This is a genomic window from Cellulosilyticum sp. ST5 (genome assembly GCF_046529625.1).
Classification (GTDB): domain Bacteria; phylum Bacillota; class Clostridia; order Lachnospirales; family Cellulosilyticaceae; genus Cellulosilyticum; species Cellulosilyticum lentocellum.
In genome coordinates, this window is sequence record NZ_CP132338.1 from 2,446,907 (window position 1) to 2,463,283 (window position 16,377).

Annotated in this window: 13 protein-coding genes and 9 tRNA genes; 2 read left to right on the forward strand and 20 right to left on the reverse strand. The window is 34.5% G+C overall.

Annotation, left to right across the window (positions count from 1 at the left end):
* Window positions 1–9 precede the first annotated feature (9 nt).
* The 5 genes from lon to tig all read right to left on the reverse strand — a co-directional run bounded on the left by lon (window position 10) and on the right by tig (window position 7,407).
* On the reverse strand, window positions 10–2,313 hold the full coding sequence (lon, locus tag QTL86_RS11985; protein ID WP_410494970.1) for an endopeptidase La: 2,304 nt from the start codon (window positions 2,311–2,313) through the stop codon (window positions 10–12).
* Window positions 2,314–2,350: 37 nt separating this feature from the next.
* The gene (gene lonB / locus QTL86_RS11990) at window positions 2,351–3,994 is read right to left on the reverse strand and encodes an ATP-dependent protease LonB (protein WP_013656154.1); all 1,644 of its coding nucleotides are present in this window, start codon (window positions 3,992–3,994) and stop codon (window positions 2,351–2,353) included.
* Between the two features lie 182 nt (window positions 3,995–4,176).
* Complete coding sequence (gene clpX / locus QTL86_RS11995; protein ID WP_013656153.1) at window positions 4,177–5,463, reverse strand: ATP-dependent Clp protease ATP-binding subunit ClpX; 1,287 nt, start codon at window positions 5,461–5,463, stop codon at window positions 4,177–4,179.
* 19 nt (window positions 5,464–5,482) lie between these two features.
* Entirely contained in the window at window positions 5,483–6,097 is a 615-nt protein-coding gene (clpP, locus tag QTL86_RS12000; protein ID WP_256372395.1) for an ATP-dependent Clp endopeptidase proteolytic subunit ClpP, read from the reverse strand.
* 11 nt (window positions 6,098–6,108) lie between these two features.
* Complete coding sequence (gene tig / locus QTL86_RS12005; RefSeq protein WP_013656151.1) at window positions 6,109–7,407, reverse strand: trigger factor; 1,299 nt, start codon at window positions 7,405–7,407, stop codon at window positions 6,109–6,111.
* 291 nt (window positions 7,408–7,698) lie between these two features.
* Here tig and QTL86_RS12010 point away from each other — a divergent pair, with 291 nt between their 5' ends.
* Window positions 7,699–8,136, forward strand: a complete 438-nt coding sequence (locus QTL86_RS12010; RefSeq protein ID WP_013656150.1) for a hypothetical protein — start codon at window positions 7,699–7,701, stop codon at window positions 8,134–8,136.
* A gap of 101 nt (window positions 8,137–8,237) precedes the next feature.
* Here the strand turns inward: QTL86_RS12010 and QTL86_RS12015 are convergent, their stop codons facing one another.
* The 3 genes from QTL86_RS12015 to QTL86_RS12025 all read right to left on the reverse strand — a co-directional run bounded on the left by QTL86_RS12015 (window position 8,238) and on the right by QTL86_RS12025 (window position 12,735).
* Window positions 8,238–8,786 (reverse strand): DJ-1 family glyoxalase III, encoded by a 549-nt coding sequence (locus tag QTL86_RS12015; protein WP_013656149.1) that lies wholly within the window; start codon window positions 8,784–8,786, stop codon window positions 8,238–8,240.
* A gap of 892 nt (window positions 8,787–9,678) precedes the next feature.
* Entirely contained in the window at window positions 9,679–11,637 is a 1,959-nt protein-coding gene (locus QTL86_RS12020) for a hypothetical protein (protein WP_410494971.1), read from the reverse strand.
* 15 nt (window positions 11,638–11,652) lie between these two features.
* Window positions 11,653–12,735, reverse strand: coding sequence for a glycosyl transferase family 2 (locus tag QTL86_RS12025; RefSeq protein WP_013656147.1), 1,083 nt, complete (start codon window positions 12,733–12,735; stop codon window positions 11,653–11,655).
* A 250-nt stretch (window positions 12,736–12,985) separates the two neighbouring features.
* On the opposite strand from QTL86_RS12025, the gene QTL86_RS12030 reads away from it, so the two are divergent.
* Window positions 12,986–13,444, forward strand: coding sequence for a CYTH domain-containing protein (locus QTL86_RS12030; protein ID WP_013656146.1), 459 nt, complete (start codon window positions 12,986–12,988; stop codon window positions 13,442–13,444).
* A 408-nt stretch (window positions 13,445–13,852) separates the two neighbouring features.
* Here the strand turns inward: QTL86_RS12030 and QTL86_RS12035 are convergent.
* The 12 genes from QTL86_RS12035 to QTL86_RS12090 form a co-directional block, all read right to left on the reverse strand.
* A tRNA-Gln gene (locus tag QTL86_RS12035) sits at window positions 13,853–13,924 on the reverse strand.
* A 6-nt stretch (window positions 13,925–13,930) separates the two neighbouring features.
* A tRNA-Arg gene (locus QTL86_RS12040) sits at window positions 13,931–14,004 on the reverse strand.
* A 5-nt stretch (window positions 14,005–14,009) separates the two neighbouring features.
* A tRNA-Gly gene (locus QTL86_RS12045) sits at window positions 14,010–14,080 on the reverse strand.
* A gap of 26 nt (window positions 14,081–14,106) precedes the next feature.
* A tRNA-Leu gene (locus tag QTL86_RS12050) sits at window positions 14,107–14,188 on the reverse strand.
* Between the two features lie 30 nt (window positions 14,189–14,218).
* Window positions 14,219–14,291 (reverse strand) — tRNA-Lys (locus tag QTL86_RS12055).
* 23 nt (window positions 14,292–14,314) lie between these two features.
* Window positions 14,315–14,386, reverse strand: a tRNA-Gln gene (locus QTL86_RS12060).
* A 31-nt stretch (window positions 14,387–14,417) separates the two neighbouring features.
* Window positions 14,418–14,491 (reverse strand) — tRNA-His (locus QTL86_RS12065).
* A 5-nt stretch (window positions 14,492–14,496) separates the two neighbouring features.
* A tRNA-Arg gene (locus QTL86_RS12070) sits at window positions 14,497–14,570 on the reverse strand.
* Between the two features lie 5 nt (window positions 14,571–14,575).
* Window positions 14,576–14,646, reverse strand: a tRNA-Gly gene (locus QTL86_RS12075).
* A gap of 113 nt (window positions 14,647–14,759) precedes the next feature.
* The gene (locus QTL86_RS12080) at window positions 14,760–15,302 is read right to left on the reverse strand and encodes a metallophosphoesterase family protein (RefSeq protein ID WP_127065931.1); all 543 of its coding nucleotides are present in this window, start codon (window positions 15,300–15,302) and stop codon (window positions 14,760–14,762) included.
* An 8-nt stretch (window positions 15,303–15,310) separates the two neighbouring features.
* A complete protein-coding gene (locus tag QTL86_RS12085; RefSeq protein WP_410494972.1) occupies window positions 15,311–15,907 on the reverse strand; it encodes an XTP/dITP diphosphatase in 597 nt (198 codons plus the stop codon).
* On the reverse strand, window positions 15,876–16,358 hold the full coding sequence (locus QTL86_RS12090; RefSeq protein WP_127065930.1) for a chemotaxis protein CheW: 483 nt from the start codon (window positions 16,356–16,358) through the stop codon (window positions 15,876–15,878). The genes QTL86_RS12085 and QTL86_RS12090 overlap by 32 nt, the downstream gene beginning before the upstream one ends.
* Between the last annotated feature and the right edge of the window lie 19 nt (window positions 16,359–16,377).

The following is a 16,377-nucleotide window of genomic DNA, read 5'->3' on the forward strand; positions in this document are numbered from 1 at the left end:
CCTATAAGCTTATGCAAAAACATATTGTAGCACTTCATCCATTGTATGAACAAAACTAATTTTCAAACCTTCTACAATATGATTTTCTAGCTCTTCTACATTCTTTTTGTTTTGGTCTGGCACAATAACATGCTTAATCTTTGCACGTTTTGCTGCTAATAATTTCTCTTTTAACCCACCAATAGGTAAAACTCTACCTCTGATTGTAATTTCTCCTGTCATTGCTAAATCAGCTTTAACCGGCTTATTTGTCAGTGCTGAAATCATCGCTGTAGCCATGGTAATTCCTGCTGATGGTCCATCTTTAGGTACTGCGCCTTCAGGAATGTGGATATGTAAATCATTTTTTACATAAAAATCTTCTGCTATACCTAGTTCATTCACTTTAGAACGAATATAGCTCATAGCTGCCTTGGCAGACTCCTTCATTACATTTCCCATCTGTCCTGTGAGTTCAAGCTGCCCTTTACCAGGCATACAATTAACTTCAATAGATAATGTATCTCCACCAACGCTAGTCCAAGCTAGTCCCCTTACAATACCTACTTCGGGTTCCTTATTCTTAAGTTCATAATCGAAACTAGAGCTTCCTAAATACTCTCCAAGTTTTTTAGGGGTTATTTGTATACTAGCTATATCTTGCTCAACAATTTCTCTAGCCGCTTTTCTACACACTTTAGCCAACATTCTCTCTAAACCTCTTACACCTGCTTCTTTTGTATAATGTTCAATTAAATACAGGATATTTGTTCTTGAAAATTTAATTTGCTTTTTATCTAAATGGTGTGCTTTCAGCTGATTTGGCAGTAGATATTTCATTGCAATCTCTAGTTTTTCAAGGCTTGTATAACTTCCCACCTCTATAATTTCCATACGATCTAATAATGGCTTTGGAACTGTCGATAAACTATTAGCTGTTGCTACAAACAAAACCTTAGACAAGTCTAATGGCAATTCTAAATAATGATCTTTAAAACTATTATTTTGTTTACTATCTAAGATTTCGAGTAAGGCTGCAGCTGGGTCACCTTTAAAATCACTAGCCATTTTATCAATCTCATCTAAAAGAATAAGTGGATTCATAGACTTAGCTTCAGAAATACCATAAACAAAACGTCCTGGTATGGCACCTACATAAGTTCTTCTATGTCCTCTTATTTCAGCTTCATCTCTCACACCCCCTAAAGAAATACGTACATCATTCCTTCCAGTAGCATGTGCAATTGATTTAGCTATGGATGTCTTACCTACCCCCGGTGGTCCAACTAAACATAAAATAGGTGCTGGAGACTCTTCAGCCAAGCTTCTAACGGCTAAATATTCTAAAACTCTTTCCTTAACCTTTTCAAGTCCATAATGTTCTTTATCTAGGATTTCTGCTGCTTTCTTTAACTGAATATTTTCCTTAGTATAATGATTCCAAGGAATATCCAAGACAGTCTCTATATAAGTTCTAATATTTCCGTTATCAGGTGAACTAGCCGGTGTATTCTTTAAGCGTCTTATTTCTTTTTCTATTTTTTCTTTAACGAACTCTGGAGTATTCTTTAACTGTTCATTATATTTATCAATATCTCCTTGAATACCGTCTTTATCACCTAACTGTTCTTGGATAATCTTAACTTGCTCTCTTAAAAAATATTCTTTTTGAGACTGATCTATATTTTGTTTCACTTTATTAAAAATTTCTTTTTGTAGTGTTAATATTTCTATTTCAGCTTCTAATATGGTAATGATCTTAAACATACGTTCTTTTATATCTAGACACTCCAAAATAGCTTGCTTCTTCTCTACCTCTAAAACAATATGACCAATAATAATGTCCATCATTTCAATACTATTCTTAAGCCCCAGTATACCATATAAGACCTCATCTGTAATACGTGGATTAATAGAAGCATACTTTTCAAATAACTCTGCAATTGTACGTATAAGTGCTTGTTCTTCTTTATCAGCTTCTATAAGCTTATCTTTTATAACCTCTACATCTGCACTCATATAAGTTTCATCTTGCAACGTTAAAATTTTCGCCCTAGCAGTTCCTTTGACAAGCACTTTAAGCTGATCTTCTCCTACCTTAACTGTTTGCTTAATTTCTACTAGGGTTCCAATTTCATATAAATCTTCTCGTTTTGGCTCATCTACATCTGCATCTCTTTGTGAAACAGCTAAAATCATTTCATTTTGTTTCATCGCTTCTTCAATAGCTTTTAATGATTTTTCTCTGCCTACATCAAAATGCATAACCATTTCTGGAAATATTGTCACTCCTCTTAAAGGAAGTACTGGTATATCTTTAATTTCTTTTTTCATCGCTCCACCCTCTAAATTGCCACTTACGTGTTAATCACTACGCATGTAATATTTCATTGGCTTTTTCAATAATCTCTTTATCAAATAAGGTACTAATAACCTCATCTATATCTTCAACAGGAATAATTTCTATATCTATTGTATCAAACACTTTTTGAATATTATCCTTAGGAATAAATACTTTCTTTACGCCAGCTTCCCTAGCTGCCAATAACTTTTCATAAACACCACCTACAGGACAAACCTTACCTTGTATAGATATCTCTCCAGTCATAGCAATATTCCCAGGTATAGCCTTATCAAAAAGTGCTGAATACAACACTGTAAATATAGCAATACCTGCTGATGGTCCATCAATTGGAATTCCCGAGGTAAAATTAAGATGCATTAAATATTCCTTTGTATTAACATTATAGCGCATTTTTAAAACCGTGAGTACATTTTCTACAGAATTTGACGCCATACTTTTTCTTTTAGAACTGCTTTGTTTCATATGCAGTTCTTCTTCTTCTATAATGCCAGTTACTTTAATCTCTGCCTGCTCTATTCCTGTTTTCTTAGTAACAGCTTCTATGCCTAAGACCATACCTCTATTAATCCCCATGACACCTAAACCATTTACTTTCCCTACTGCAGCTTTAGGATCTACTTTCTTTACAAGTCTAGGTACATACCTACCTGTTTGAATAACCCATTCCACATCTTTTTCCAAGATTTCTATTCGTCCTTCTTGATGTACTAAACTAAAAGAAGTCTGCAACATATTAACTGCATCCCTTCCATTATAAGCATACTGTCCTATAAGTTCCTTTGCTTCTCCTACAATGGTCATTTTTTCACGTGCTGCTACATTGTCTACAATGGCCCTAATATCATCATAACTTAAGTCTTTAAAGAAAATCTCTGTACACCTCGAACGTAATGCTGGTGGTATATCTTCCGGATTCCTAGTGGTAGCTCCAATTAATCTAAAATCTGCAGGTAAACCATTTTTAAATACATCATGAATATCTTTAGGAATATTTTCATCACTTTCAGAGTAATACGAGCTCTCCAAAAACACTTTTCTATCCTCTAGAACTTTTAAAAGCTTATTCATTTGCACTTGATGCAGTTCTCCAATTTCATCTATAAATAAAACGCCACCATGTGCCTTTGTGACTGCCCCAGGTTTAGGTTGAGGTACTCCTGCTGGACCATAAGCACCTGCTCCTTGATAAATAGGATCATGAACAGATCCCATTAGCGGGTCAGCAATACTTCTTTCATCAAAACGCAGTGTCGTTGCATCAATCTCTATAAACTTAGCATTTCTTTTAAATGGTGATCCAGGTGATTCCTTGGCAATATCCAATGCAATTCTAGCTGCCGCTGTTTTTCCTATTCCAGGAGAACCATAAATTAAAATATGTTGTGGACTAGGTCCACATAAAGCAATTTTTAAAGCTTGCAATCCATCTGCTTGCCCTATAATATCCTTTTCACTTTTCGGCCTTACCTTTTCAGACAATGGAGGTGTCAATGCAACTTTTCTTAGAGCTTGCATCTTCTCCCATTTTACTAAAGAATCTTTATAAATATTAGATTTAGATGTTGTTTGACTTTTAAGCTGTAGTAAGAAATACATCCCAATTACACACGAAAAAAATAATTGAACCCCAATTAATATACCTGATAACATACAGTATCCTCCTGCTTACTTTTTTCTACTTTACAAGTATTGCCAACAGTTACAAAAAGGATACCTATAAATCTATCATTCATTTAAGAGATCAGGGATAAGTTAGGATGTTACTATCTCATTAATAAGGGGCTATTGCACATAAATGCAACAGCCCCTTATTATATTTTCATGAACACAGCTTAAGCTGATTCATTATTAGCTTTTTTATTCTTTTCTTTTGGTTTAACTTTATCATTATAAACCAATGTAGGTTCTTTGCCTTCTTTAATCACATCTGCATGAATAATAATTTTTTCTAAAGCATCTCCCATAGAAGGTGCATCATACATAATATTTCTCATCATAGTTTCAAAGATGGCACGTAATCCTCTAGCTCCAGTTTCTCTTTCAATAGCTAATTCTGCTACAGCTACTAAAGCTTCTTCTTCAAACTCTAACTTAATACCATCTAGTTCAAAAAGATGCTCGTATTGTTTTGTAAGCGCATTCTTAGGCTCTGTTAGAATTTTAATAAGTGCTTCTTTGTCTAAATTATTAAGAGATACAATGGATGGAATACGTCCTACAAATTCAGGAATAAGTCCAAATTTAACAAGGTCTTGAGGTTCGATTTGTTTAAAGAGTTCGCCTATGCTTTTCTCTTTCTTACTCACAATATTGGCACCAAAGCCCATGCTCTTTTGTCCTACTCTACGTTCAATGATTTTATCAAGCCCATCAAAGGCTCCACCACAGATAAATAGAATATTAGTTGTATCAATTTGAATAAATTCTTGGTGTGGATGTTTTCTACCGCCTTGAGGTGGTACAGAAGCTACTGTTCCCTCTATGATTTTAAGAAGTGCTTGCTGTACACCTTCTCCACTTACATCTCTAGTAATAGATGGATTTTCAGATTTTCTAGAAATCTTGTCAATCTCATCTATATAAATAATACCCAATTGTGCTTTTTCCACATCATAATTAGCTGCTTGAATAAGCTTAAGTAGAATATTTTCTACATCTTCGCCTACATAGCCTGCTTCTGTAAGAGAGGTGGCATCAGCTACAGCAAAGGGTACATTTAACATTTTAGCAAGGGTTTGTGCTAAAAGTGTTTTACCTGTTCCTGTAGGTCCTAAAAGTAAAATATTACTCTTTTGTACTTCTACATCGTTACTCTTACTTTGTTTATAAATACGTTTATAATGATTGTATACTGCTACTGCTAAAGCTTTTTTAGCATCTTCTTGACCAATAACATACTCATCAAGATGCGCCTTAATTTCTTTTGGCTTTGGCATATCTACCATATCATCATCTTCGTAACCAGCTTCAAGCTCCTCTTCTATAATTTCAGAGCATAACTCAATACATTCATCACAGATATAAACATTTGGACCTGCAATAAGTCTTTTTACCTGTTCTTGTGTTTTACCACAAAATGAACATCTTAGCTGTTTTGTATCATCAAACTTTGTTGGCATTCTGCACCTCCTTTGGGAACTATTTTGATGTAATAATATCGTCTATAAGGCCATATTCTTTTGCTTCTTCAGCAGTTTTCCAGTTGTCCCTTTCAACGTCATTATTAATACGTTCAATAGGTTGCCCTGTAAACTCTGATAACATACGGTTCATACGCTCTTTTGTTTTAATGATGTGCTGCGCTGTAATTTGAATGTCAGTTGCTTGACCTTTTGCTCCACCAAGTGGTTGGTGAATCATAACTTCTGCATTAGGAAGCGCAAAACGTTTACCTTTTGTTCCTCCTGCAAGTAAGAATGCACCCATGCTCGCTGCCATACCCATACAAATCGTTGACACATCACACTTAATATATTGCATTGTATCATAAATAGCCATACCATCTGTTATAGAGCCACCTGGACTATTAATGTAAAACATAATGTCTTTATCAGGATCTTCAGCTTCTAAAAACAATAGTTGTGCCACAATAAGGTTAGCTGTAACGTTGTTAACCTCATCACCTAAAATAATGATACGATCTTTTAATAGACGAGAGTAAATATCATATGAACGTTCTCCTCTATTGGTTTGTTCTATAACCATTGGGACTAAACTCATTCTAGTAGCCTCCTTCTCTCTTTTAGGATATATACCTAATCTTCCTATTTTTCCACTTTTTCTGCAGACTCTGTAATCACCTTAACTGCTTTTTGAACTTTAATATCTGCTGTTAAAGCATCTTGCTCATAGTTAGCAAAAGATTTCTTAAGTTCTTCATATGGCATTTGGTACATAGCTGCAATTGTTTTTAATTCTTCATCGATGTCTTCTTCAGAAACAGTAACACCTTCTACTTCAGCAACTTTTTCAAGAACTAAACGAGTTTTAATTTGGTGCTCCGCATCTTTAGCAAAGTTTTCTCTGAATGCATCCATACTTTGACCTGTGAATTGTAAATATTGTTCTAATTGTAAACCTTGAGAAGCCATACGGTTTGAGAAGTTTTTAACGTTTCTGTCTACTTGCTCTTCAACCATAGCTGCTGGTACTTCTAATGTAGCATTTGCTACTGCATTTTCTACAGCTTGTTGTTCAAAAATGTTTTTATTATTTGTCTCTTTGTCTTTAAGAAGTTTTGCCTTAAGATCTTCTTTGTATTCAGCTAATGTTTCAAATTCTGAAATATCAGCTGCAAAATCATCATTAATTTCTGGTAATTCATTTACTTTAATACCTTTAATAGCTACTTTAAATAATGCTGGTTTGCTAGCAAGTTCTGCTACATGGTATTCAGCTGGGAATGTTACATTAACTTCTACTTCTTCACCAATGTTTTTACCAATTAATTGATCTTCAAAATTATCGATGAATGATTTAGAACCAATTACTAAATCATAATCTGTTCCTTTTCCACCTTCAAATGCAGCACCATCTACAAAACCTTCAAAGTCGATTGTTACTTTATCTTGAGGCATAACTGCTCTATCTTCAACTGTGATTTCACGAGCATTTTTTTGTGCTTCTTTATTAACTGCTTCGTTTACTTCTTCATCTGTTACTTCTGTTTTTTCTACTTCAACTTTTAAGTTTTTGTATTCACCAAGTGTTACTTCTGGTTTTACAGTAATAATTGCTGTATACTTCATACCATCTTTTGACATTTCAGTTACTTCTAATCCATTTGGACTAATACGTGCTGCAATATCAATTTTGTTTTCTTCGATTGCTGCAAATAATGTTTCATCAATTAAGATGTCTGCTGCTTTATTGAAGAATACTTCAACACCATACATTTTTTCAATCATCGCACGAGGCACTTTCCCTTTACGGAAGCCTTGAATATTGAAGTCTTTTTTCATTGCTTCATAAGCCTTATCAATTGCCGCTGTAACCTTAGCACCTTCTACTTCTACTGTAAGTTTAACCTCACTTTTTTCCATTGTTTCTACTTGTGTGTTCATTAAAATTTATCCTCCTTAAGGTTTCCCTGCTTTGTAGTGTCATTGCATAAATATAGCATTTTAAACTAACATTTCGTTATTATATCATATCCTTGGTAAAAAATCCATATCGCATTTTCGAATATTTTCTTGATAGTCAACTATATTTTGCATATTTTTCCATGCTTTCATACATGCTTTTCTACTTTTATTCCAAGTATTACAACTAGCCTTATATAGGCCTCTTACCTTATAATTGGGTTATGTAATAACTTTGTAATATAGATTTCACATTAGGAAGGATTTTAAACGATGGATCATTATACAAGTAGCTGCGTCACACTTCAAAGCTTTGACCAGACCTATACAAATTCCATACGTCCTAAACTTGAAGCTATTGATCTTTTTTTAAAATCAAGTGAAGCACCTTATGCCAGCACGGAAGTAGCTTCTGTTCTTGGTGTAGAACATGCTGAATTATTAAACACTATGAATGAAAATAACATTGTAGAACTAAATCGCCTTACCTTTTTTCATGTGATTTTCTATTTATCAAGTGATATTTGTAAATTAATCACTAAGCAGTGGAAATATCATAATTGTAAAGCCTATAGTGCTCAAATGATTTCAGATATTTATAAGTTAAATATACATAAAGTAACCAGTGCTTTTGAAGAAATAGGTACTGAACTCATTACTGATGTAGAACTTATGGAAGTGTTTAAGCGTATTCACACCACTGTTTTTTAGTAGTATAAGCATTTTTAATACTTTTAAAGAAATATTTAGTTTTTCTTAACAACATTTAAAAGGTATATCACTTAGTAGCGATATACCTTTTTATTTTACCCTTATTTATCTGCAATCAACATACCTTTTTTTACTTCTCCTGCTACTATTTCACCCTTTATTATTTCTAATAACTTAAATGCGAATGAAATAGAATAGCCAGCTCCTTTTCCTGTTACCACATGGTTACTTAAGACTACTCCCTCTTCCGAATACTGGCAGCCTATAAGCTCATTCTCATATCCTGGATAGCATGTTGCCGTTTCTCCTTTTAGTAATCCATGCTTTCCTAAAATACTAGGCGCTGCACAAATTGCTGCTATCCATTTATGCTGTTCTTTAAAACATCTGAGTTGTTCTATAAGCATGCTATTTTCTTCTAGATGATTAATACCTGGTACACCACCCGGTAATACAATCATATCAACTTTTGTATGATCTACTTCATCGATAGTTTTATCCATATTAACGCTAATACCACGTGAACTTACCACAGTCTTTCCACTAACACCCACCATAGTAACTTCTACTTTTCCTCTTCTTAATATATCTACTACTGATAATGCTTCTATCTCTTCATAGCCTGTACCAAAATAAACTGCTACTCTCATATTTTCCTCCTTTAATATCAATTTTTTAATTACGAACAGTCTAGCTTACTTAAAAAGATTATTTTTATCTTATAAGTTCATATCACATTCGTACTTTCGTTATTATAACTTAAGTATAAGGGGTAAAAAATAAACTTGCCAGTTATTATCTAATTTTTTTACTTATCTCATCAGAAATAATGTTATTATCTGATTTTCTACCACTATCCTATTGGTAAAATCATTTGAAATAGTTTATTAAGCTATTTTGAAATAATCACCTAATTTGCCTTATACACATAGTATATGCTTGTAATACCCTTATTTTCTATATGTAAATTTGATTTTAGAACAGTGGAAGTTGTATGTCCAATAGCTACGGAAGAAAATATACACCCGAAAAACATTCTATGAATCACTGTAGTTCGGCGCTTCTGAATCAGGTATTGATGTCGGTGATGGTATTAATGATACTATCACTATGGACTCTAGTAATTTGAATGGTATGAACACAGCCTTTAGTATGCCAAGTGCTGGTACTATTAAGGCTCTATCAACATACTTTTCTGTTACAGGTAATTTACCAGTGCAACCATTATAGCTCAAATCTATATATCTACAACACCAAATAAAGTATTTTCACCTGTTGCAAATGGCTTTATTGAGCTAGCACCAGACATCGCTTCAAATAATCTTATAGCTCATAAGATTAACTCTACCTTTAATATAAGTGTAACAGCTAAAACACGTATAATGGTTATTTTCTTCGCTATAGTACCATCAGGTCAAAAGGGTGGAAATAACATCATTGGTTATGCAAGTGCTGGTCTTTTACTAGAATAGAAACCTAAGTCTTTCAGCTAAACTATTTTAGTATGAGGTACCTTTCATAGAGGTACCTCTTATCCATTTATTACTGATTCAAAAATTGCTCTTGAAAAAAATCAACTTGCCAGCTACTTTTATGGAGTTCACTTAAATACTTTAATCCCATAGCTCCATACTGTTTCACTAACCCATTAAAATTTACAGTAATATCATCCGCCACCTCTAGGCGTTGCATGGCTATAGCATGATAAACAACTGATTGATAATTTACTTTTGGATACCACTTTGCCTTTGTTCCATAATAATAGTAATAACCTAATAACAGACTATCATCCTCAAAGCAATGCTTACCTTCTAGAAATCTTAAATCATATCCTCCTACTTCCTCAAGAATATGACTCACGTGAATACAGGGATGCGTAAATCCATGAACAATCTTATTACTTGTTAAATTTCTTAAAAACTTCTGCATTTCCGTACCATCTCTAGGTATCTCCCTTATGGTATTGCCACTGAACTTCATATCTCCACTTTTATCAATAATACCACAGCTAATCATGGGTTCCTCATGAGTTCTTAAGTATCCTACTAAAGCTTCTTCCCATAAAGGTGAAAAAATCATATCTAAATGCAATTCACTTATATATTTTGTTTCTCTCCTATGCGTCCATATGTATTCAAAACAGCGCTGACGCCCTACTGGAATGCCTACATTCTTTCCTTCTCCAATGATAATAAAATTGAGCTTAAATTTCTCTAGAAACTTCTCTAGCTCCTGGTTAGATAAGTACCCTTGATTATAAATAATAACTGTTTTATACTTTGCTTCTTCTAATGAAAAAAGACAAGTCATGGCTAACTCTTGATCTTCTGATAAATGCTCGTTTCTAAATAAAAGTAGTAAAGTATGCACCAATTCCTCTTTTGCTTGAGTCTTAGTTACCTTTTTCTGTGCCAATTCTAAGCATTTATCTTGTATTAGCTTCAAATTGTTCTTTATACGCTGATTATTAGGATTAATTATATTGGCTTCTTTTGCATATACTAACGCTTTATCATACATACCTAAGTAATATGCTCCCAAGGCTGCTAAATCATAGGGAGTCTCATTCCATGCATAGCCCATGTTAATATAACATTTTGACTTCTCTTTGATTTTTAATGCTTCATTGGCCATCATAAAAACTGTTATCCATTCTTCTTTTAAATAAGCATATTGAGCCATTTCTACGTAAGCCTCTCTCATATAAGGTACCTCTGCAATAGCTCGGTAATACCAAGCCTCTGCTTCTTTACCCTCACCTAAGTTTCCATAGCTAGTTGCTATCCATCTCATTGCCGCACATCTTTCTTCTTTCCAAACTGCTGACTTTAATTGTAAATATCTTATTAGTGTATCTATACACTGCTGCGATTTTTCTTTGTACATATATTCCCTACCTAAATAGTAGGTCATCCTATCATCTTCCGGACTTTCTTCTATTGCCATCTCCAAAAGTTCTAGATAAGAGTCTCTAGATTTAGTTGAATCAGGATAATGGTTAAGAACCATCCCTTCTATAAAAACTTCCCTATATGGTTCTTTACCTACATATTCTAAAACTTCATGCACAGGATATACCCATCTAAAATGCTGCCTATCATGTACTTTAAAATAGGTAAACTGGCTATTTGGTGTACCATCTGGATTTAAATTCCAATTATACAGGTATTTACCTTGATGAATGCCTTTTTGCCACGTACTTTCTAATGTTTCTCTCCATCCTGGTACTAGCATTTCATCCAAATCCGTACAGACACAAATATCTACATTCTCCGGAAGATGTTCTAAAGAAATATTTCTAGCCACATCAAAACGCCAAGGGATAATCTCTTCTTTATAAACTACAGCTCCCTTAGTTTCTAATATTTCTACTGTTTTATCCGTTGACCCTGTATCTGTAACAACAATAATATCAGCCTCACTCATAGAGTTCATCCATGCTTCAGCAAATTTTTCTTCATTTTTACATATTGCATAAACTCCCACTTTAAAATGTCTCATTCTACTCCTCCTTCCTTATAATTTGGCTTTAATAAGTTTTTTATTATTTTCTAATCTTGAGTCGTTAGGTAATAACTCACACGCTTTTATAGCATGTTCATAAGATTTTTCATAAAGACCTAAGTAATAACAAGAAATAGCTGCGTAATCTTCTAATATATATCCCCAGCTCTCAGGTTCAACTAAATAACTTCCAGACCTTTCTTTTATTTCTAATCCTTTTTCTGTTACAAAAAATAATAATTCCCAATTTTCTTCACTGTACGCCAACTTTGCCATATATACATAAGGTTCTCTTACATATGGGCACTCCGCTATAGCCCGATAAAGCCATACTTTTGCTTCTGACATATTCTCCATTGCTTTATAACTATTAGAAATAAAACGCATAGAAGCTGACCTTTCCTCATCCCAAGTAGCTGTTGGTAACGACAGATGCCTCTTTAAAATCTCTATACAAGCATCATATTGGCTATAATACATATACTCTCGCCCTAGCCAAAAAATTGTACGATCATCCATAGGGTTTTCTTCTGCTGATAATTCCAATAAAGCTAAGTATTGACTCCTAGGTTTAGTTAAGTCTGGATAATGATTTAACACAATATCATAAATAGCTACTGACTGATCTGGTTCTTCTCCAATATACTCAAGTACCTCATGTACAGGATGAATCCACCTAAAATTATTCCTAGCATGTATTTTTTCCATTACAAATTGTTTATCAGGACTACTATCCGCTTTATATGACCATGTAAATCTATATTTTGCTCTTGTATAAAAAGGTCGCCAGACTTCTTCTAGTTTTTTTCTCCATCCTTTTTCAAATACTTCATCTAAGTCGTTGGATACACAAATATCTACATCTATAGGCACATAGTCTAAGGCCTTATTTCGAGCCACATCAAATCTCCATGGCTCTATCTTATCTTCATAAACAATCGCCCCTCTTTTACGCAATTTACCAACCGTCTCATCCGTAGAACCAGTGTCCAAAACAACTACTAAATCTGCTTCACTTACAGCATCCATCCACCGCTCAACAAACTGCTCTTCATCTTTACTAATCGCATAAACACATACCTTATATTTTCCCATTATTCACCTCTTTACTAAATATAGCCATATAATTCTTTCATACTGTTTTATCTTATTCTCTTATATATATATGACATAGCTTTAATCTAAAACGTATTAATAAGAAATCTTTACTTATTTGCTTTAATATGCCTTCTTATAACAACCTCTCAATTAATTCATACGCTCTATTTTTCTAAATAACATGCTTTTATATTTCTAATATGGTAATATAATATATAGTAAGGTTTAATTAAGGGGGTAATTAATTTTGGAAATTGAACGTAAATTTTTAGTGCAAGACTATCCTTCACTTGAAGCATACTCAAGCGAAAAAATAACACAGGCATACATTTCAACCGATCCTGTTATAAGGCTTCGTGAGATGGGAAACCAATATTTTCTTACAGTTAAATCCCAAGGGCATATGATACGAGAAGAATTTGAAATGCCCATCACCAAAGAGCAATATGATTCTCTTTATAAAAAAGTAGATAGCTCGCCTATTAAAAAAACAAGGTATTTTATTCCTTTAGAAAATCAATTAACAGCTGAGTTAGATATTTATCAAGGTCACTTAGATGGCTTATGCACCGTAGAAGTTGAATTTACTTCCGTAGCCGCTGCTGATTCTTTCAAAGCTCCTCAGTGGTTTGGAAAAGACATCACCTTAGATAATCGCTATAAAAACAATAATTTAGCTACCTACGGAGTTCCTACAGAAAAATAGGAATTTGTTTTATTATTTATTAGGGATTGTCTTTCCTAGCTACATATATCTTTATATAAAAATGAAGTTTTTAAACTAGAGTCTTAGAGGTTTGATTCCTAGCAAAAAGGTGCACCCATCAAATCCTTAAGAGCCCCTCCTCTTGGTTAAGCTTTAATAATTGCTATTTAGTAGTCTCATGAAGCGCCGACAATACTGAGGAGCTTTGCTATGTCTTTCATAAGGTTACTTGTAGCAATTATTAATTAAGTTTCCTCCAAGAGCTAGATAAACAAAAGAAGCCGAACTAAGTATATTTTATTTACTTAGTTCGGCTTCTTTTATAATGTATTTCTACCTTCTTTTTATTTCTCTCACAAACACAAAAAAGCCAGTATAGATGCTATCATCTACACTGGCTTTTTTATACAGGGCTAGGAGGATTCGAACCTCCGTCTGCAGGAATCAAAATCCTGTGCCTTACCGCTTGGCGATAACCCTATATACCGTATCCACAGGGATTCGAACCCCGGACCCACGCCTTAGAAGGGCGTTGCTCTATCCAGCTGAGCTATGGATACATAAGAGCGGGTGATGGGAATCGAACCCACGTAGTCAGCTTGGAAGGCTGAAGTTCTACCATTGAACTACACCCGCATATACTATGCATATTTATTTAATGATGCGGGCGAAGGGAGTCGAACCCTTACACCTCGCGGCGCTAGATCCTAAGTCTAGTGCGTCTGCCAATTCCGCCACGCCCGCATATTAAAACCTTAACTATTGAGTTAAGAATGAGCCACCCGGGAATCGAACCCGGGACAACTTGATTAAAAGTCAAGTGCTCTACCGACTGAGCTAGTGACCCAAACCATAGGACAAATGTCCTAACAGGGCTAGGAGGATTTGAACCTCCGAATGCAGGAATCAAAATCCTGTGCCTTACCGCTTGGCGATAACCCTACATTATTATGTACGTTTGTCCATAATAAAAGGTGGGTAATGGGGCTCGAACCCACGACACCTGGAACCACAATCCAGTGCTACTACCAACTGAGCTATACCCACCATACCGTATCCACAGGGATTCGAACCCCGGACCCACGCCTTAGAAGGGCGTTGCTCTATCCAGCTGAGCTATGGATACACAAGAGCGGGTGATGGGAATCGAACCCACGTAGTCAGCTTGGAAGGCTGAAGTTCTACCATTGAACTACACCCGCATATCATATGCTTCATTTTGTCAGTTTTTAGAGTTCCCTCCTCGACTGACAAAATGTATTATACCTAACTTCTTTGCATACGTCAACACCTTTTATGTTTTTTTTTATTTTTTTTACCTTACCCTATATCTATTACTTATAGGATGTATAATGACATTCTCATTCTCAATTATTTGCATGATATTTGCTTCTTTGATTTGCCCACCCTTAACTTCTACAATAGCATAAGAAGGGTATTTTCCATCTCTAGGCTGCGTCATACTCCCTGGGTTTAATAGAAGTACATCTTCTTTTCTCTCTATATGAGCACAATGAGAATGACCACATACTGCTACCTGTGCTTCATGGGCTATGGCATCAATAATAAGATCATCATATTCTCCCCATTTTACACCATACCTGTGCCCATGAGTCATATAAAAGGATATACCTTCTATAGTTACCACTTCACTGTATGCACCTCCAAAGCCAACATCACAATTACCATACACATAATGTATCTCTACACCAGGATAGTATTTTTGTAATAGCCTTGCATCACTAACATAATCTCCACAATGCAATACAGTACCCACACCTAGAGGAATTGTGCGTTCTAATATCATTTTTACATTTTCAATCTTTCCATGAGTATCACTTATTATTAGTACTTTCATTTACTCACCTACAGCACTTTTAATAATTCTTTTTTCATAGCTTTAAGTGCTTTGGCACGATGACTAATTTGATTCTTCTCCTCCATAGAGAGCATGGCTGTAGAAGTCCCTAATTCTTCTACGTAAAAAATAGGGTCATATCCGAATCCATTAGTGCCCTTCGCTTCATAACCAATATAGCCTTCTAATACACCTGTTGTCGTTATTGTAGCTTCATTCTTACGACTCATAGCAATACTACAAACGAATCTTGCTGTTCGTTCTTCTTTAGCTACATCTTGTAATTTTTCTAATATCATTTGATTTTTTATTTCATATGATGTATCTTTCCCTAAATACCTAGCAGAATATACACCCGGTTCCTTATTTAAATAATCAATTTCTAGCCCTGAATCATCTGCAATTACAATAGCATTTGGTTCAAGCGCAGCTATTGCTTCTGACTTAATGATGGCATTCGCTTCAAAGGTCGTACCATTTTCTTCGATATCTATATCTATCCCTGCTTCTCCCATAGTTTTTACTTCAACTTGTAGAGCAGCTAACATCTCTTTTATTTCTTTTACTTTTCCTTTATTTTGAGTTGCTACTATAATTGTTTTCATCATTTACTCCTAACGGCATCATTTCTTGTGTCTCTGAAATAAGTATATCTACATCCAATAAAAGAATCATTTGATCTGCTTTTTTGATAATTCCTTGTATACAACTTACTTCTTTTTTTCCTAATATAGTTGATGATTCTTCTATATGCATGGTTTCTACTGTTAATATCTCTGATACACTATCTACAATAAACCCAACCCTATTATCCTTTAGATTCATTAAAATCAGTTTTGAATGACTTAAGTTTTCGTGTAATGGCAGGTTTAGTCTTTTTCGTAAATTGAATATGGTAAATACAACACCTCTCACATTGATAATCCCCTCTATATAATCGGGCACCTCTGGTACAGGCCTTATTGATTCATAATTTTGTATTTCTAACACCTTTATTATATCCATACCAAACTCATGTTCTAATAATTTGAAAACGACAATCTGCTTACTCTCCATAAGACATTCCCCCTGAATA